Here is a 16,745-nt window from a genome sequence, read left to right on the forward strand (position 1 = left end):
CCCAGATTGATCGCGTCCATTCGCGGCTTCCATTGCCTTGCGGCCTTGATTTGCGAAAACTCCCGCTACATTGCGCTATCCATGCAGCGGATTGCCCTACTCCCCCGCGCTTTTGCGTCTGTGTTTCCTCGTCTTGTGGGAGCATTTGTGCTGGGACTGGCGCTTTTTCTGGGCGCGACCGTCGGGCAGGCGCAAGAAGGATGGTTTGAAACCACTGAGCTAAACCCCGGCCTGCCGCCCCCGCCTGAGACATTGGATCGCGGCACACCGATGGCCGCACTTGAGAGTTTCATCTACCTGACCGACAATGGCCACTATTCAAGTGCTGCACATATTCTCGATCTGTCGGACCTGCCTCAAGGGGACCAAGCGGCCATAGGCGCAGAGCGTGCTTTTCAACTTTCGGTCCTGATGGAGCGCAAGGTCGTCGTGCCATGGGGGAAGCTGGCGGATCGCCCCGACGGGTGGCTTTCCGGCTCTGCTGAGAACAATGACACTGGACGCGTGCGCCGCTCTTTGCTGATCGACCGTCTGGAGCTTGGCGGCCATGAGGTGCCATTGCGGCTGAACCGGATCAAACCGGGCAAAGATGCTGAACCCGTTTGGGTTTTCTCACGCCAAAGCACGGACAACATCCCGCATCTTCACGCCCAATACGGCCCAACCGACCTTGAAACGATGCTACCCGATTGGCTTAGGATCAGGGCGTTTTGGGGGATGTATTTGTGGGAAGTGCTGTTTCTGCCCCTTCTGCTGGTGGGGGCATTCACCGCAGGTTGGTTCGCCTTCGGCTTTATGCGGCGTCTGGGTGAGGTCGCCAAGCGCCGGTGGATGCGCTTTGTGCTGCGGTCCTTCCGTTGGCCCGCGGCTATTGCGCTTTGTGCTGCCATCATCGGTACCGCGACCAGCCGGGTCTTGGTCGTGTCAGGCTTTATCGACGCGGTGCTCAGCCCCATTTTGCTAATCGCCTATGTGACGGCTGGCACCCTCGCCATCGTCTTTACCTTTGATGAGATTTTCGACCGGATCAGCCCTAACAACGCCTATGAGCTGGCCGATCCGATGAACGCGCATATGCGGTCGATCGCCACCACAATCGCGGCGGCGCGCAAAGGGGTGATCGTGATCGCGGTGCTGGTGGCCTCTGGCGTCATCCTGGTATCGAGCAACGCCGACAACACGATCGGCCTATCGTTGCTGGCCTCTGCGGGTGCGGTGACCATCGTGCTGGGTTTCGCCGCGCGCGAGGTCTTGGGAAATATCCTCGCCTCTATCCAGATCGCGCTAAACCGCTCCGCTCGGATTGGGGATCAGCTGATTTTTGAGGGGCATTTTTGCACCGTTGAGCGTATCCACTTCACCTACGTGCAACTGCTGAACTGGAACGGCACGCGTCTGATCGTTCCGGTCAGCTATTTCGTCTCTGACGCATTCGAGAATTGGTCGATCGAGGACCACGCCATGATCCGGCCCATCATCCTGACCCTGTCGCAGAATGCTGACGTAGCGGCCCTGCGCCGGGTCTTTTTTGACCTCCTTGCGCGGGAAAACCCTGACGATGTGAAGCCAATGGACAAGGCGAAGGTCCATGTCCTTGAACAAGACGCATTTGGCATAAAAGTTCGGTTTGAGCTGCCGACCGACAACGCGGCGACCTTCTGGGACATCGAATGCCGCGTGCGCGAAGAACTGTTGGCCGCGGCAGCAAAGATGGAACGAGAAGACAACATCCGCATGTTGCCTCCGGCCCCTGCGGATATGGGCAAACCCTAAAACAGCACCACAGCACCGCTTGAAGCAAACTCTGCCGCAGGTTAGGCAGACAGACCAATGATCCAAGGAGCAGGCAATGGAAAAACTAACATTCGGCTGGGAAGAATGGGTTGCCCTGCCCGATCTTGGCCTGCCCGCCATCAAAGCCAAAGTAGACACCGGCGCGCGCACCTCGGCGCTGCATGCCCATGATATCGAAGTTTTTGGCCCCGCGGCCAAACCCAAAGTGCGTTTTAACGTGCATCCCATTTCGGGGCGCGAAGATATCTCAATCACCTGTTCCGCGCCGATCATTGACCGGCGCGAAGTGACATCCTCCAACGGTGAATCTGAACATCGCTTCGTCATCGCCACAACCATTGAGGTCAATGGCCAAAGCTGGCCCATTGACGTGACCCTGACCAACCGCGCCGGGATGACGAGCCGCATGTTGCTGGGCCGTCAGGCGCTGACCGAGCATATCAACATTTCTGCAACCGAGCGGCGTTTGCAGCCTGACCTGAACTATGACGTCTACCATACCGCGAGCCTGCGCCACACGGCGCCACAGCGCGCGCTGCGCATCGCCGTACTCAGCCGGGAAGACAACTACTCAACCCGCCGTTTGGTCGAGGTCGGCGAAGCCCGTGGCCATGTGGTTGAGGTGATCGATACCACGCGCTGCTATATGGCGATCAACCAGCTGGCCCCCGAAGTGCATTACGACGGCAAGCGCCTGCCCCGCTATGACGCCGTAATTCCGCGTATCGGCGCGTCAATCACCCCCTATGGCACCGCCGTGATCCGCCAGTTTGAGACGATTGGCACCTATTGCGTCAACGGCTCTGCCGGGATCACTGCCAGCCGCGACAAGCTGCACGCGCATCAGGTGTTGGCCGCGAAAAAGATCGGCATGCCCACGACGGCCTTTGCCGCCTCGCCGAAAGATACGTCGAACCTGATGGCGCTGGTAGGCACCGCGCCGCTGATCGTAAAGCTGCTGGAATCGACCCAAGGTAAAGGCGTTGTGCTGGCCGAAACCAAAAAGGCCGCCGAGAGCGTTATCGACGCCTTCCGCGGGCTGCGTGCCAACTTCCTTGTACAGGATTTCGTCAAGGAAGCAGCCGGTGAAGACATCCGCTGTCTGGTGGTTGCAGGCAAGGTCGTGGCCTCGATGAAGCGTACCGGGGCGGACGGGGACTTCCGCTCGAACCTGCACCGGGGCGGCTCAGCCAAGGTCGTGCGCATCTCGAAAGAAGAGCGCGACACCGCCGTGCGTGCAGCGCGGGCCTTCAGCCTTGGTATCGCCGGGGTGGACCTGCTGCGCTCCGAGACGGGGCCGAAGGTGCTTGAGGTCAACTCCTCTCCCGGGTTCGAGGGAATTGAGAAGGCGACAAGCAAAGATATTGTCGGTAAGGTCTATGATGAGATCGAAGCCCGCGTGAAGCCGCAACCTGCGCGGCGTCGCAAGGGAGGATGACGGGGCAACGCCTGCCCCGCGTGCTCTGGGCCACTTTACGCCCCCGCCCGCAATCCCTATATAAAAAGTCGAGAATGATGCGAGGCTAGAAATGACCGAACAGACCCAACCGCTCGAAGGGACACCGCTGATTGCGCCCTCGTCCACCGATCACCCGCTTTACGAGCAGGTTGTCGAGGCTTGTCGCACGGTCTATGATCCTGAAATCCCGGTCAATATCTATGAGCTGGGGTTGATCTATACCATCGACATTAATGATGAGAACGAAGTCGACATTAAGATGTCGCTGACTGCCCCCGGCTGTCCCGTCGCAGGTGAGATGCCGGGATGGGTGGCCGATGCCGTTGAACCGCTCGCTGGCGTCAAGCAAGTCGAAGTAGCGCTGGTTTGGGAGCCGCCATGGGGCATGGACATGATGTCTGACGAAGCGCGGCTTGAACTGGGCTTCATGTAAGCTCTAGCGCCGCAGAGTGAATAATTAACGCCGTCAATATTGGAAATTGGCGGCGTTTTCTTTTGGCCCGGTCGCAGAATATGCATTTATCGTGCATAGTTCATTTGACTGACATCGCGCCGTCGTGAAGCCGTTACACCGGTCTTCCATAGAAGCCGCAGAACTTCACTCACGAACGGATAACATCATGCGTACACTTGTTTCTTTTGCCGCTCTGGCCCTCACGCCCGGTATGGCGCTGGCCGACGCCCATGCCGCCGCCACTGCAGTCAACTACGGGTCCCGTCCGGCCTATCTGGTGGATAAGCTTCCCGATGGCGAATTGAAGGACAAGCTGGCCTCCTGCATGGGTCAAGATGCCTCCAAGTCTGATTTCTCCATCGGTCACCGCGGCGCCCCGCTGATGTTTCCCGAACATACCGTGCAATCCAACGTCGCCGCGGCCCGCATGGGCGCTGGCATTCTGGAATGCGACGTGACCTTTACCGCCGATCATGAACTGGTCTGCCGTCACGCGCAGAACGACCTGCACACCACCACCAACATCCTTGTCTCCGATCTGGCCGAGAAATGCACCACCGGCTTTACCGCTGCCTCGGGCGACACGCCCGCCAGCGCCGAATGCCGCACGTCTGACATCACCTTGGCAGAGTTCCGCACCCTCACGCCCAAGATGGACAGCGCCGACAATACCGCCACGACAGCAGAAGACTATCAAGGCGGCGTGGCGAGCTTCCGCACCGAGCTTTACAGCGACAAAGCCGATCTGATGACCCATGCAGAATCCATCGACCTGTTCAAATCCTTGGGCGTCAAGTTCACCCCCGAGCTGAAATCCGCTTCCGTCGAGATGCCCCATGATGGTTTCTCTCAGGAAGATTACGCGCAAAAGCTGGTCGATGAATATGTCGCCGCAGGCATCCCCGCCTCTGATGTCTGGCCACAGTCCTTCGACCTCGACGATGTGCTCTACTGGGTTGAGAACACACCCGAATTCGGCAAGCAGGCCGTTTATCTGGTGCAGTGGGAAGACGGTTTTGACGAACAGAACCCCGAAACATGGGCCGAAGATTTCGCTGACTTGAAGGCCAAGGGCGTGAATTATCTCGCCCCATCGCTCAACATGCTGCTGACCAACAAGGATGGCGCGATTGCAGGCTCTGACTATGCCATGGCCGCGAAAGAGGCGGGTCTGACCCTGATCGCTTGGACGCTGGAGCGGTCCGGCCCGCTGGCCTCCGGTGGCGGTTGGTACTTCCAGTCGGTCAATGATGTTGTGAAAGATGACAGCGACTATCTGGTGGCACTGGATGTGCTGGCGCAAGACGTGGGCGTGGCCGGTGTCTTCTCTGACTGGCCCGCGACCGTGACCTACTACGCGAACTGCATGGGCCTCTGATCCGCCTCACGCTTTTGACCATTTGGGCCGCCCCTCACCGGGCGGCCCTTTTCTTTGGCCGGGCTTGCATGGGTTTCGCCTTCCTGCGACATTGTGCGAAACAAGAGGCAAGCCATGGAAACTTGGGCTATTTTTACCGGCGATATCGTAAAATCCACCGCGATGACACGCGCGGAATTGGACGCGGTTTTCGCCCGTCTTGATGACGCGGCCGACGCCGTCGCAACTTGGCAAAGCCATCCCACACGTATGACCCGCTTTCGCGGTGACGGCTGGCAAATGGCCGTGGCGCCTCAGTTCACCTTTCGCGCGGCCCTCGTCCTGCGGGCCGCCGTGCGCCGGTGCGGCAAGACCGCAGACACGCGTTTCGGGATCGGATTGGGTGATGCGCATTTCGCCGGTGATGACCTCTCCCGCGCCGATGGGACGGCGCTGGTTCGCTCCGGTCACGCGCTTGATGCCATGCCCCGCGCGCGGCGCATGAATGCGCCGGATGCCCCGCTCAGCCTGCGCGCGGCTCTCCCCCTCGCCGACCGGATCGTAGGGAGGTGGACGATGAGGCAGGCCGATGTCGCTTACTATATGCTCGCGCCCGAGCCCCCTGTGCAAGCCAGCCTCGCGCAGCAGTTCGACCTCACTCAGCAAAGCGTGCAGGGCCATGTCGACGCGGCGGGGATCGATGAGTTGCGAGAGGTCTGCGACATACTGGAGGAACAGTGAACAACCCATTAAAGCTGTTATATCCAATTACAGCCAAAAAAGACTGTATTTACTGCTGAGAAAGACCCTTGTCATAGCCCGCTGCAGCTTTTCAAATGCCCCCATCCTCAACAGCCGGAACCCATATGACCGAACAGGCCATCACCACCGCCCTCGCTTGCCTGCTCGCCCATCTGTTGGCAGATTTCGTCTTTCAGACGAATGCGATGGTGACTGCCAAACGCAAACCCCAAGTGCTCCTGCTGCACGGCGTCATCGTCTTTGCCCTGACGGCACTGGCCCTTGGTGGCAGCATCATCCCCGCCGCCCTTCTCGCCCTCGCCCACGTCGGAATTGATGCGGCCAAAACCTACGCCGTGTCAGAGCAGCACCGAGAACGACTTTGGCCCTATCTTACCGATCAGGCCGCGCATCTCGTCACCATCGCGCTCCTTGCCCTCTATGCGCCTGAGGCTTTCGCCAGCGGCATCTGGGCCGCCCACAGCACAACGCTTATTCCGCCCGCCCTCTTCCTTTCGGGGCAGATCACCGCCACCCTTGCAGGCGGCCCGGCCGTAGGTGGCTTGATGCTGCCTCATAAGGCGCAGGCCCAGCCCGATGGGCTTGATAATGCCGGCCGTATCATCGGCCTGCTGGAACGTGCGCTGATTTTCCTCATGGTTATGATTGGTGAGCCTGCGGGCATCGGCTTTCTCATCGCGGCAAAATCAATTCTGCGGTTCGATACGGTGAAAAAGAACCAAAAAATCAGCGAATACGTCATTATCGGTACGCTGGCGTCCTTTGGCTGGGCGCTCATCGTGGCCTTTGCCACCAAGGCTGCAATGAATTCCTACTGACGGCTTGAGATCGCCGCCGTGCACCCTTATCTTGGCGGCATAGGAGAATTTCTGATGTTTGGCATACCCGGCAAGCAAGCCGTCACCATGACCCCCAAAGCCGCTGGCCAGATTGCAAAGTTGATGCAATCGGCGGGCCACGCAGGGCTGCGCATTGGCGTCAAAAAGGGCGGCTGTGCGGGCATGGAATACACCATGGAATATGTCGAAGCGACCGACCCCAACGATGAGGTGGTTGAGCAAGACGGCGCGCGCGTGATGATCGCGCCGATGGCGCAGATGTTCCTATTCGGCACTGAAATCGACTATGAGACAACGCTGCTCGAGTCCGGTTTCAAGTTCCGCAATCCCAATGTGACCGAAGCCTGCGGATGCGGCGAATCCATCAAGTTCGACGAAAGCCTCGGGGCGAAGTAACCGCGCGGGTCCGGGCCACGGCCTTGACGAACGGCCACGGGCCTGCGAACTGATCTAGCAATATCAACAGATCAGGACGGATCCGATGCGCCCCAAAATCGCCGCCGGCAACTGGAAGATGAACGGCACCGCCGCCTCTTTGGCGGAGCTTCACAGCCTTGCCACTGGCCTGCCCGAAAACCCGCCTCAGGTCGTGATCTGCCCGCCCAGCACCCTGCTGTTTCGCGCCACCGACGCGACCCACGGCACCCCGATCCAAATCGGCGCGCAGGATTGCCACGCCGAGGACGCAGGCGCTTATACCGGTGATATCTCAGCCACGATGGTCGCCGATTCAGGTGCCACCCATGTGATCCTCGGCCACTCCGAGCGTCGCGATTTGCATCGTGAGATGGACGCCGACGTTAAGGCGAAGACCTGTGCCGCTTGGGCTGCCGGTCTCACCGCCATCGTTTGTATTGGCGAGAGCGAGGCCGAGCGGGTCGCCGACCAAACGCTCGACATCATTGGCGGTCAACTTGATGGCTCCCTCCCCGATGCTGTTGACGCTGAGAATGCCGTGATCGCCTATGAGCCGATCTGGGCCATCGGCACCGGTAAAGTGCCCAGCATCGCGCAGATCAAAGAAGTGCATGACTTCATCCGCACGCGCCTCATCAGTCGTTTCGGTGCAGATATCGGCAATGCGCTTCCCCTGCTCTACGGCGGCTCGGTCAAGGCCGCGAATGCTGTCGAGATTTTCGCCGTGGAAAACGTCGACGGCGCGCTGGTGGGTGGGGCCAGCCTCAAGGCCGAAGACTTCGCGCCCATTGTGACTGCTCTCACACAATCCTAAAAAAAACCGGGGCGGGCAGTGATGCCCGGCCCCGCGTTCTTACAGCGGCAGCATCGTCGTCGATTTGATCTCTTCCATCGACAAAAGCGCCGTCACGTTGTGCACCTTCACCTCTGAGATCAGCGCCTGATAGAACACGTCATAGGCCCGGGCGTTCTTGACCCGTACCTTAAGGATATAGTCGATATCTCCCGCCAAACGGTGCGCTTCTTGCACCTCAGGCCGATCTTGCAGCGCCTTGAGAAACGCTGCCTGCCAGGCGGCCTCATGCTCTGACGTGCGGATCAAAACAAAGAAACACGCCTCAAACCCAAGCGCCTCTGAATCCAGCACAACCGTCTGCTGGCCGATCACTCCGGCCTCACGCAACTTGCGGATGCGATTCCATACAGGTGTCTTCGAAGAGCCCACTTCGCGCGCAATATCGTCCAGCGATTGGCTGGCATCGCGCTGAAGCTGCGCCAAAATCTTCCGGTCGGTCTCATCTATTCGGACAGTCATTCTCTTCTTTCTCGTCCCGGCAGGACGTTCATGCTCAACCTACGGCCATAGCGAACACATGTTCTTATCTGCGCCAGCATATAGCCAATTATCGGGAATATTTCCTATATATGAGGTCAGGTCAAACAGAATACAGGACGCATCATGGATCACTTTCCCATCTTCCTCGCCACCAGCGAGCAAAAGATCCTCCTTTCCGGCGGCGGCGAAGCGGCGCTGGCCAAGCTGCGCCTGCTGATGAAAACCAAAGCAGCCCTGCACATCTTCGCGTCTGACCCCGCACCCGAGATCGTCGACTGGCACGTTGCAGGCAAGCTAACCCTCCATTGCCGCGCCCTCACCGCCGCCGACCTGCCCGGCGCGCTGCTGTTCTACGCCGCCGATGAAGACGACTTGTTGGATGCCGAGAACGCAGCCCTTGCCCGCGCGGCTGGTGTTTTGGTCAACATCGTCGACAATCTGCACGACAGCCAGTTCATCACCCCCGCCATCGTCGACCGTGACCCGGTGACCGTGGCCATCGGCACCGAAGGCGCCGCCCCGGTGCTGGCCCGCGCCATCAAAGCCGATTTGGAAGAGCGCCTGCCCGTCACCCTTGGCCCGCTCGCGCGGATCGGCAAAGGCTTTCGCAAACTGGCCGACGCCCTGCCCATGGGCCGCGCGCGCCGCGATTTCTGGCGTGAGTATTACTTCGCCACTGGCCCCCGCGCCATGGCCGAAGGCAAGGATACCGTGCACCCGGCGCTGAAAGACTTGCTGCAAACTCACCTTACCCGCGACGCCCGCGGCGGCCATGTGGCTTTCGTTGGCGGCGGCCCCGGCGATCCGGAACTGCTGACCCTCAAAGCCCGCCGCGCGCTGGATGAGGCCGATGTGGTGATCTATGATCGCTTGATCAGCCCCGAGATCCTCGAACTGGCCCGCCGCGAAGCGCTGATGATCGACGTGGGCAAGGAGGGTTTCGGCCCCTCCACTGCCCAAGATCACATCAACGCCCTGCTCGTCGAGCACGCTCAAAGCGGCGCGCAGGTCGTACGGCTGAAATCCGGCGATGCAACGGTCTTTGGCCGCCTCGACGAAGAGATCGACGCGGTCGACGCTTATGACATCGGCTGGCACATCGTGCCCGGCATCACCGCCGCCTCTGCCGCCGTGGCGGGCATCGGTCAAAGCCTGACCAAACGCGGCCGTAATGCCTCGGTCCGCTTCCTGACCGGGCATGATATGAAAGGCTTCGCCGATCACGACTGGGCCGCCCTTGCCCGCCCGAACGAGGTCTCCGCGATCTATATGGGCAAGAAATCAGCCCGTTTCGTCCAAGGCCGCCTGCTGATGCACGGCGCCGACCGCGCCACGCCCGTGACTGTGATCGAAAACGCCTCGCGCGCCGATCAACGGGTGCTGTCCACCACGCTCAACGATCTGCCGCGCGATCTGGCCGATGCCGAAATGACCGGCCCCGCGCTCACCTTCTACGGCCTCGCCCCGCGCGCCGCCGTCCAAGTTGCCAATGAAACCCCGCTAGAGGAGCTGGCCTGATATGCCCAAGCCTTTCACCCCCAAGGTCATCACCGCCAACGCCCTGCTCGAAGGCGATGTCGTCTATCAAACCGCCACAGGCTGGACCCGCAGCCTCGCCGAGGCCGAAGTGCTGACCGATGAGGCTGACGCAGACCTGCGCATGATCGACGCGCTGACCCAGCATGATCTGGTCGTTGGCGTCTACCTCGCCGATGTGGCCCCCGAAACGGGCGGCCCCCGCCCTACTCACTTCCGCGAAGAGTTCCGCGCCAAAGGCCCGTCGAACTACGCCCACGGCAAACAGGAGACCCTGTGATGTATAGCTATACCGAATTCGACGATAAATTCCTCGCCGAGCGCAACGCTCAGTTCCGCGCCCAAGTCGAGCGCCGCATCGACGGCTCGCTGACTGAGGATGAGTTCAAACCCCTGCGCCTGATGAACGGCCTCTATCTGCAACTGCACGCCTATATGCTACGCGTGGCGATCCCCTATGGCACGCTCAACAGCGCTCAGATGGACAAGCTCGCCTTCATCGCCGAGAAATGGGACAAGGGCTACGGCCACTTCACCACGCGCCAGAACATCCAGTACAACTGGCCTGAGTTGCGCGACGTGCCCGACATGCTCGATGCACTGGCCGAGGTGAACCTGCACGCCATCCAAACCTCCGGCAACACGATCCGCAACGTGACCGCCGACCATTTCGCCGGTGCCGCCGCCGATGAGGTCGCCGACCCGCGCCCCGTGGCCGAGTTGATCCGCCAATGGTCCACCGACCACCCGGAATTCCAATTCCTGCCGCGCAAGTTTAAGGTCGCCGTCACCGGTGCCGCCGCCGACCGTGCGGTCATCAAAGCCCATGACATCGGGCTGCGCATCGTCGAACGCGATGGCGAACAGGGCTTCGAAGTCATCGTCGGTGGCGGCCTTGGCCGCACCCCGATGATCGGCAAGGTCCTCTATGATTTCGTCAGTGCCGACGACTTGCTGCCCACGCTCGAAGCTATCGTCAGCGTCTATAACGTGCTGGGCCGCCGCGATAACAAATACAAAGCGCGCATCAAGATTACGGTGCATGAGAACGGCATCGAAGACATCCGCGCCCGTGTGGACGCGCAATATGCGCTGATCCGCAGCCAATTCACCGGCGTGGATCAACAAGTGCTGTCGCGCATCGAATCCGATTTCGCCGCACCCAAGTTCAAAACCGCCTCCCTCGCGGCCTACGAGTCTGCCTATACCAACGATCCCGTCTTCCGCGCGTGGGCCGACACCAACCTCGCCGAGCACCGCGCGCCGGGCTATGCCATTGTCTCGATCAGCCTCAAGGCCCACGGCGCCACACCGGGAGATGCCACCGCTGACCAGATGCGCGTGATGGCCGACCTCGCCCGCCGCTTCGGCCATGACGAGCTGCGCATCAGCCACGAGCAGAACGTGATCCTGCCCCATGTGCACCGCAGCGACCTGCCCGAACTGCATGCCGCCCTGAAAGAGGCCAAACTGGCCACCGCCAACATCGGCCTGATCTCAGACATCATCGCCTGCCCCGGCATGGACTATTGCGCGCTGGCCACCGCCCGCTCGATCCCCATCGCCCAAGAAATCGCCACCCGTTTCGACGAACTGAAGCTGGAGCACGACGTGGGCCCGCTGAAGATCAAGATCTCAGGCTGCATCAACGCTTGCGGCCACCACCACGTGGGCCATATCGGGATCCTCGGCCTCGACCGCGCGGGTGTGGAGAACTACCAGATCACGCTCGGCGGCGACGGCACCGAAAACGCCAGCATCGGTGAGCGCGCCGGCCCCGGTTTCTCGGCAGAGGAAATCATCCCGGCCATCGAACGTCTGGTGCTGGGATATCTCGACTTGCGCAACGATCCCACCGAGACCTTCCTGCAAGCCTACCGCCGCTTGGGTCTCGCGCCCTTTAAGGCCGTGCTCTACCCCGAGACGGCGGACAAGGACCGGGCCGATGCCGCTTGATACCCCTGAACTTCATCCTTTTTCAAATACCGCTGCGCGACCTCCCGAGGGGCTGCGCGCGGTCGAGGAAAAAGTCGCACAGCTCAACGCGGACCTGCGCCACCACGGGGCCACGGATGTCATCCGCCGCGCCTATGCCGAGATCGAGAACCTCACCCTCGTCTCAAGCTTCGGCGCGGAATCGGTGGCGCTCTTGCACCTTGCCTCAATGGTGTCGCGGGATATCCCGGTGCTCTTTATCGACACCGAGATGCTCTTTGCCGAAACGCTTGTCTACCAGCAGGAGCTGAGCGAACGCCTCGGCCTGCGCAAGGTCACCACGCTGCGCAGCGCAGAGATCGCAGCGCAGGATCCCGATGGCACGCTGCACCAATACGACACCGACGCCTGCTGCGCATTGCGCAAAACGCGGCCCCTGCAGAACGCGCTGGCGGGCTATGACGGCTGGATCACCGGGCGCAAACGCTTTCAATCCGGCAGCCGCGCGACGCTGAAGTTCTTTGAGGTGGAAATCCCCAAAGACGGTTCCGCCCCGCGCATCAAGGTGAACCCGCTGGCCTATTGGGCAACCTCGGATGTGGCCGATTACATCGCCGAGAACCGCCTGCCTCGACATCCGCTGGTGGCCAAGGGCTACCCTTCGATCGGCTGCGCGCCCTGCACCTCGCCGGTGGCACCGGGCGAAGACCCGCGTGCCGGACGCTGGCGCGATCAGAACAAAGAAGAATGCGGCATCCACTTTGTGAACGGCAAAGTGGTCCGAACAGGAGAAAAATCATGAGCGTACTCGTAACCGACAAGGGTTTCACCGCCGACGACTGGACCCATGGCTATTGTGGCGAAGGGGCGGCAAACGACTGCCGCGCTATCGATCTGGCCTCTGACGCCGACGCCCATGCCGTGACACTCAGCCCGGCGCTGGAGATGATCCGCGTCAATTTCCCCTCTTTCGCGGATGGGCGTGGCTTTACAATCGCCCGTATTCTGCGCTTGCGCGGCTACACGGGCCGCTTGCGCGCCCAAGGGCATGTGCTGGCCGATCAATATGCCATGGCGCGCCGCGCGGGTTTTGATGAAGTCGAAATCGACGATGATCTGGCCGCCCGCCAGCCAGAACACCAGTGGCTCGCCCGCGCCGATTGGCAGGCCCATGACTATCAATCGCGCCTGCGTGGCGCGGCTTCCCCGCAGGCAACGGCGGCCAAATAGGCCGCTACATTGCCCTCACCCCTTCCTTGCCATAAGTAGAGGCCGCAAACCGATTTGCGGAAACCATGATGACCGAGCAGAGCAAAGTGAACCAAACCGCCGCCAAACCCATCCCGACATTGCCGGACGCCCAGACCGTGACGTCGGTCACCCACTGGACCGACCAGCTATTTTCGTTCCGGGTAAGCCGCCCGGCGAGCTTGCGCTTTCGCTCAGGCGAGTTCGTCATGATCGGCCTCATGGGCGATCCGCACCCCGAGACCGGCAAGCAAAAACCGCTGCTGCGCGCCTATTCCGTTGCCTCGCCCGCGTGGGACGATGAGTTGGAGTTCTACTCAATCAAGGTGCAGGATGGCCCGCTGACCTCGAAACTGCAGCACATCCAGCCCGGCGATCAGATCATCCTGCGGCCCAAGCCAGTCGGCACGCTGGTGCATGACGCGCTGCTGCCCGGCGACCGGTTGTGGATGTTTGCGACTGGCACCGGCTTTGCCCCCTTTGCAAGCCTGCTGCGCGAGCCGGAAACTTACGAGAAATTCGACGAGGTTATCGTCACCCACACCTGCCGCGATGTGGCAGAGTTGGAATATGGCCGCCAGCTGATCGAAGGGCTAAAAGCCGACGAGCTGATGCAAGAGCTGATCGGCACCGAAAACCTCGCTAAGATTCGCTATTACCCGACCACCACCCGCGAAGAGAGCCCCAAAATGGGCCGTATTACGAACCTTTTGCAGGACGGCACCGTGTTCAAAGATCAGGGCGTGCCTCAGATCAATGCCGCCCATGACCGCGCTATGGTCTGCGGCAGCTTGGGCTTCAACAAGGATATCATGGAGATTCTAGAAGGCTTTGGTCTGACCGAGGGTGCCAACTCCGACCCCCAACATTTCGTCGTTGAAAAGGCCTTTGTCGGCTAACGCAAATTAAGCCTTCCGAAAGGTCGCAACGTTACACCAAGCATCGTCGGCGCTGCGTTGCCGACGATCAGGCAGAACCCTGCGCATCCAAAATCCGCCCCCTTCCGCCGCACTGCGGCACGGGTTAGCTGACGGCTTGCACGCGCGGGGGACTGCCGCGCGGAACGTAACAAGGCGAAAGGCATATCATGGCGAGCACTGGGACCCCGACCCCTAAGAAAGTCACCGATCTGGCAACCGAAAAAGCCGACCTGTCTAACACGGCGCTGATTGGCATCTTTGGCAGCGACTCCACGCCCGGCGCACTGATCCGCGAAGGCGGTGGCAAAATTTCCCGCGTCGAAGTGGGCGATCAAGTTGCTGGCGGCGTTGTGGCGGCTATTGGACAGGGCACACTCGTGCTCTCCAGCCGTCGCGGCAACAAAGTCCTGCGCTTGCCGCAAGGCTGACGCGTCCAAAGAGGCGCGACACCGCGCCTCTTGACCTGCCGCGCGGGGCAGTGCACATCGCGGGCATGAGCAAGACAGCATTAATCACCGGCGCGTCGCGCGGCCTTGGGGCCGCATTGGCAGAGGCTTTGGCCCCTACCCATCACATCATCGCCGTGGGTCGCACGACCGGCGCGTTGGAAGAGTTGGATGACCGCATCCAAGCCAAGGGCGGCAGTGCCACATTGGCTCCGATGGACATCACCAACGCCGATGCGATGGCCGTGCTCTGCCGTGGAATCCACGACCGTTGGGGCGGGCTTGACCTCTGGCTCCACTGCGCCGTGCATGCCGCCCCGCTGACCCCTACTGACCACATCGACGCCAAGGATATGGAGAAATCCATCGCGGGCAATATCACCGCCACGGCGCGGCTGATCACCTTTGTCTCGCCGCTTCTTGGGGCGGATGGCACAGCGGTCTTCTTTGACGATCCGCGCGCTGGCACGAAGTTCTTTGGCAGCTACGGCGCCACCAAGGCCGCGCAGATCGCACTGGCGACCTCTTGGCAGGTTGAGACCGCACAAATCGGCCCGCGCGTGCATATCATCACGCCCCAGCCGATGCCCACCGCCACCCGCGCGCGTTTCTTCCCCGGTGAAGACCGCACGGCGCTCAGCGACACGGCTACGCAGGCCGCTGCGGTATTGGCGCAACTTTCGGAAAACTCCGCCTCCTGAACCGCGCGGCACCGGCGCGCTGCGCTTGCCGCCGGTCCGCCCCTCGCCTATCAAGGCAAAAAGGGGCCTTTCATGCGTATTCTGATTACCAACGATGACGGCATCAACGCGCCCGGTCTGGCCGTGCTGCGCGCCATCGCCGAGGAATTGGCCGGGCCCGAGGGCGAGGTCTGGACCGTTGCACCTGCGTTTGAGCAATCCGGCGTGGGCCATTGCATCAGCTACACCAAGCCGATGATGATCTCGCAATTGGACGACCGTGTCTTTGCCACCGAAGGCTCCCCCGCCGACTGCGTGCTCGCCGCTATCCATGACACGATGACGGCAGCGCCCCCCGATCTGGTGCTTTCCGGCGTGAACCGGGGCAATAACGCTGCTGAGAACGCGCTTTACTCTGGTACCCTTGGCGGCGCGATTGAGGCCGCTTTGCAAGGTTTGCCCGCCATCGCCCTGTCGCAATACTACGGCCCCGCCAACCGCGATCTTGCCGATCCGTTTGAAGCGGCCGCCCAACACGGCGTTGAAACCTGCCGCCGCATTCTGGACCACAGCCCCACCGAAGACGCCGCCTATGGTCTTTTCTACAACGTTAACTTCCCCCCCGTCGCGGGCGCGGACGTGCGCGGCATCCGGCTCGCCCCTCAGGGCCGCCGCCCCGGCACCGGCTTTGCCACCGAAGCGCATCTGTCCCCGTCGGGCCGCCGCTTTCTGTGGATTAAAGGCGGCGATCAGCGCGTGCAAACAGCACCCGGCAGTGACGCCTGCGTGAATCTTGATGGTTATGTCTCGGTCACGCCAATGCGCTGTGACCTGACGGACCACGCAGCGCTTGAAACACTCACAGGCATCAACGGATGAACGAAGAGCCGATCTCTGAGGCGGAACGCAAGATGCAGTTCCTCTACGCGCTGCGCTCCAAGGGCGTGACCGATGCGCGCGTGCTGACAGCGATGGAAGCGATTGACCGCGGCCCCTTTATCCGCGGCCTCTTTGCCAGCCGCGCCTATGAGGACATGCCCCTGCCCATCGCCTGCGGCCAGACCATCAGCCAGCCCTCAGTGGTGGGGTTGATGAGCCAGGCCTTGCAAGTATCGTCGCGCGATAAGGTGCTCGAAATCGGCACCGGCTCGGGCTATCAGGCCGCGATCCTCAGCAAGCTCGCGCGGCGGGTCTATACAATCGACCGACACCGCCGTCTGGTGCAAGAGGCGCGTGGCGTATTTGAGGCGATGGATCTCAACAACATTACTGCGATCACCGCCGACGGCAGCTTTGGCCTTGCCGAACAGGCGCCGTTCGACCGGATCATCGTGACCGCCGCCGCCGAAGACCCGCCCGGCCCCCTGCTCGCCCAGCTCAAAGAAGGCGGCATCATGGTGCTGCCCGTGGGCCAATCCGACACCGTGCAACACCTCATCCGCGTGCGAAAGACCGCCGATGGGCTGGAATACGACGAATTGCGTGCCGTGCGCTTTGTCCCCCTGCTGGAAGGCTTGGGCAAGGACGGTTAATAGGTTAGAGAGACAGCGCCCCATACCATT

Annotated in this window: 19 protein-coding genes; 18 read left to right on the forward strand and 1 reads right to left on the reverse strand. The window is 61.3% G+C overall.

Annotated features, from left to right (window positions below; genetic code table 11):
* Positions 1–147: 147 nt before the first annotated feature.
* The 8 genes from WNY61_RS04575 to tpiA all read left to right on the forward strand — a co-directional run bounded on the left by WNY61_RS04575 (position 148) and on the right by tpiA (position 7,896).
* Positions 148–1,773 (forward strand): mechanosensitive ion channel domain-containing protein, encoded by a 1,626-nt coding sequence (locus WNY61_RS04575; RefSeq protein WP_342850272.1) that lies wholly within the window; start codon positions 148–150, stop codon positions 1,771–1,773.
* Between the two features lie 76 nt (positions 1,774–1,849).
* Positions 1,850–3,232 carry a 30S ribosomal protein S6--L-glutamate ligase gene (gene rimK / locus WNY61_RS04580; protein ID WP_342850273.1) on the forward strand — a complete coding sequence of 461 codons (1,383 nt, stop codon included), beginning with the start codon at positions 1,850–1,852 and terminating at the stop codon, positions 3,230–3,232.
* 91 nt (positions 3,233–3,323) lie between these two features.
* Positions 3,324–3,686 (forward strand): SUF system Fe-S cluster assembly protein, encoded by a 363-nt coding sequence (locus tag WNY61_RS04585; protein ID WP_120351293.1) that lies wholly within the window; start codon positions 3,324–3,326, stop codon positions 3,684–3,686.
* 187 nt (positions 3,687–3,873) lie between these two features.
* Positions 3,874–5,085: a glycerophosphodiester phosphodiesterase family protein gene (locus tag WNY61_RS04590; RefSeq protein WP_342850275.1), complete on the forward strand. Its 1,212-nt coding sequence runs from the start codon at positions 3,874–3,876 to the stop codon at positions 5,083–5,085.
* A gap of 114 nt (positions 5,086–5,199) precedes the next feature.
* Complete coding sequence (locus WNY61_RS04595) at positions 5,200–5,805, forward strand: hypothetical protein (RefSeq protein WP_342850276.1); 606 nt, start codon at positions 5,200–5,202, stop codon at positions 5,803–5,805.
* Positions 5,806–5,930: 125 nt separating this feature from the next.
* Positions 5,931–6,644, forward strand: coding sequence for a DUF3307 domain-containing protein (locus WNY61_RS04600; RefSeq protein ID WP_342850277.1), 714 nt, complete (start codon positions 5,931–5,933; stop codon positions 6,642–6,644).
* Positions 6,645–6,698: 54 nt separating this feature from the next.
* Positions 6,699–7,061 (forward strand): iron-sulfur cluster assembly accessory protein, encoded by a 363-nt coding sequence (locus WNY61_RS04605; protein ID WP_067265014.1) that lies wholly within the window; start codon positions 6,699–6,701, stop codon positions 7,059–7,061.
* Between the two features lie 85 nt (positions 7,062–7,146).
* A complete protein-coding gene (gene tpiA / locus WNY61_RS04610) occupies positions 7,147–7,896 on the forward strand; it encodes a triose-phosphate isomerase (protein WP_342850278.1) in 750 nt (249 codons plus the stop codon).
* Between the two features lie 39 nt (positions 7,897–7,935).
* Here the strand turns inward: tpiA and WNY61_RS04615 are convergent, their stop codons facing one another.
* Positions 7,936–8,397, reverse strand: a complete 462-nt coding sequence (locus tag WNY61_RS04615) for an Lrp/AsnC family transcriptional regulator (protein ID WP_007120312.1) — start codon at positions 8,395–8,397, stop codon at positions 7,936–7,938.
* Positions 8,398–8,541: 144 nt separating this feature from the next.
* Between WNY61_RS04615 and cysG the strand changes: the two genes are divergently transcribed.
* The 10 genes from cysG to WNY61_RS04665 all read left to right on the forward strand — a co-directional run bounded on the left by cysG (position 8,542) and on the right by WNY61_RS04665 (position 16,715).
* Entirely contained in the window at positions 8,542–9,936 is a 1,395-nt protein-coding gene (gene cysG, locus WNY61_RS04620) for a siroheme synthase CysG (protein ID WP_342850279.1), read from the forward strand.
* Between the two features lies 1 nt (position 9,937).
* Positions 9,938–10,234: a DUF2849 domain-containing protein gene (locus tag WNY61_RS04625; RefSeq protein WP_342850280.1), complete on the forward strand. Its 297-nt coding sequence runs from the start codon at positions 9,938–9,940 to the stop codon at positions 10,232–10,234.
* Positions 10,234–11,910, forward strand: a complete 1,677-nt coding sequence (locus WNY61_RS04630; RefSeq protein WP_342850281.1) for a nitrite/sulfite reductase — start codon at positions 10,234–10,236, stop codon at positions 11,908–11,910. The genes WNY61_RS04625 and WNY61_RS04630 overlap by 1 nt, the downstream gene beginning before the upstream one ends.
* The gene (locus tag WNY61_RS04635; RefSeq protein WP_342850282.1) at positions 11,900–12,691 is read left to right on the forward strand and encodes a phosphoadenylyl-sulfate reductase; all 792 of its coding nucleotides are present in this window, start codon (positions 11,900–11,902) and stop codon (positions 12,689–12,691) included. The genes WNY61_RS04630 and WNY61_RS04635 overlap by 11 nt, the downstream gene beginning before the upstream one ends.
* Positions 12,688–13,119, forward strand: a complete 432-nt coding sequence (locus tag WNY61_RS04640) for a DUF934 domain-containing protein (RefSeq protein ID WP_342850283.1) — start codon at positions 12,688–12,690, stop codon at positions 13,117–13,119. The genes WNY61_RS04635 and WNY61_RS04640 overlap by 4 nt, the downstream gene beginning before the upstream one ends.
* Before the next feature lie 68 nt (positions 13,120–13,187).
* On the forward strand, positions 13,188–14,036 hold the full coding sequence (locus WNY61_RS04645; protein ID WP_342850284.1) for a ferredoxin--NADP reductase: 849 nt from the start codon (positions 13,188–13,190) through the stop codon (positions 14,034–14,036).
* Between the two features lie 188 nt (positions 14,037–14,224).
* The gene (locus WNY61_RS04650; protein WP_007120305.1) at positions 14,225–14,485 is read left to right on the forward strand and encodes a hypothetical protein; all 261 of its coding nucleotides are present in this window, start codon (positions 14,225–14,227) and stop codon (positions 14,483–14,485) included.
* Positions 14,486–14,550: 65 nt separating this feature from the next.
* Positions 14,551–15,204: an SDR family NAD(P)-dependent oxidoreductase gene (locus WNY61_RS04655; protein WP_342850285.1), complete on the forward strand. Its 654-nt coding sequence runs from the start codon at positions 14,551–14,553 to the stop codon at positions 15,202–15,204.
* Positions 15,205–15,276: 72 nt separating this feature from the next.
* Positions 15,277–16,062: a 5'/3'-nucleotidase SurE gene (gene surE / locus WNY61_RS04660; protein WP_342850286.1), complete on the forward strand. Its 786-nt coding sequence runs from the start codon at positions 15,277–15,279 to the stop codon at positions 16,060–16,062.
* Positions 16,059–16,715 carry a protein-L-isoaspartate(D-aspartate) O-methyltransferase gene (locus WNY61_RS04665; RefSeq protein ID WP_007120302.1) on the forward strand — a complete coding sequence of 219 codons (657 nt, stop codon included), beginning with the start codon at positions 16,059–16,061 and terminating at the stop codon, positions 16,713–16,715. The genes surE and WNY61_RS04665 overlap by 4 nt, the downstream gene beginning before the upstream one ends.
* Positions 16,716–16,745 lie beyond the last annotated feature (30 nt).

It is taken from the genome of Sulfitobacter sp. AS92, from assembly GCF_038900015.1.
GTDB lineage: Bacteria > Pseudomonadota > Alphaproteobacteria > Rhodobacterales > Rhodobacteraceae > Sulfitobacter.

What these genes read in the sequence shown, in the direction of transcription:
- rimK (WP_342850273.1), top strand. Translation starts at nt 1,850, where the DNA reads ATGGAAAAACTAACATTCGGCTGGGAAGAATGGGTTGCCCTGCCCGAT.
- WNY61_RS04585 (WP_120351293.1), top strand. Translation starts at nt 3,324, where the DNA reads ATGACCGAACAGACCCAACCGCTCGAAGGGACACCGCTGATTGCGCCC.
- WNY61_RS04590 (WP_342850275.1), top strand. Translation starts at nt 3,874, where the DNA reads ATGCGTACACTTGTTTCTTTTGCCGCTCTGGCCCTCACGCCCGGTATG.
- WNY61_RS04595 (WP_342850276.1), top strand. Translation starts at nt 5,200, where the DNA reads ATGGAAACTTGGGCTATTTTTACCGGCGATATCGTAAAATCCACCGCG.
- WNY61_RS04600 (WP_342850277.1), top strand. Translation starts at nt 5,931, where the DNA reads ATGACCGAACAGGCCATCACCACCGCCCTCGCTTGCCTGCTCGCCCAT.
- WNY61_RS04605 (WP_067265014.1), top strand. Translation starts at nt 6,699, where the DNA reads ATGTTTGGCATACCCGGCAAGCAAGCCGTCACCATGACCCCCAAAGCC.
- tpiA (WP_342850278.1), top strand. Translation starts at nt 7,147, where the DNA reads ATGCGCCCCAAAATCGCCGCCGGCAACTGGAAGATGAACGGCACCGCC.
- WNY61_RS04615 (WP_007120312.1), bottom strand. Translation starts at nt 8,397, where the DNA reads ATGACTGTCCGAATAGATGAGACCGACCGGAAGATTTTGGCGCAGCTT.
- cysG (WP_342850279.1), top strand. Translation starts at nt 8,542, where the DNA reads ATGGATCACTTTCCCATCTTCCTCGCCACCAGCGAGCAAAAGATCCTC.
- WNY61_RS04625 (WP_342850280.1), top strand. Translation starts at nt 9,938, where the DNA reads ATGCCCAAGCCTTTCACCCCCAAGGTCATCACCGCCAACGCCCTGCTC.
- WNY61_RS04630 (WP_342850281.1), top strand. Translation starts at nt 10,234, where the DNA reads ATGTATAGCTATACCGAATTCGACGATAAATTCCTCGCCGAGCGCAAC.
- WNY61_RS04635 (WP_342850282.1), top strand. Translation starts at nt 11,900, where the DNA reads ATGCCGCTTGATACCCCTGAACTTCATCCTTTTTCAAATACCGCTGCG.
- WNY61_RS04640 (WP_342850283.1), top strand. Translation starts at nt 12,688, where the DNA reads ATGAGCGTACTCGTAACCGACAAGGGTTTCACCGCCGACGACTGGACC.
- WNY61_RS04645 (WP_342850284.1), top strand. Translation starts at nt 13,188, where the DNA reads ATGACCGAGCAGAGCAAAGTGAACCAAACCGCCGCCAAACCCATCCCG.
- WNY61_RS04650 (WP_007120305.1), top strand. Translation starts at nt 14,225, where the DNA reads ATGGCGAGCACTGGGACCCCGACCCCTAAGAAAGTCACCGATCTGGCA.
- WNY61_RS04655 (WP_342850285.1), top strand. Translation starts at nt 14,551, where the DNA reads ATGAGCAAGACAGCATTAATCACCGGCGCGTCGCGCGGCCTTGGGGCC.
- surE (WP_342850286.1), top strand. Translation starts at nt 15,277, where the DNA reads ATGCGTATTCTGATTACCAACGATGACGGCATCAACGCGCCCGGTCTG.
- WNY61_RS04665 (WP_007120302.1), top strand. Translation starts at nt 16,059, where the DNA reads ATGAACGAAGAGCCGATCTCTGAGGCGGAACGCAAGATGCAGTTCCTC.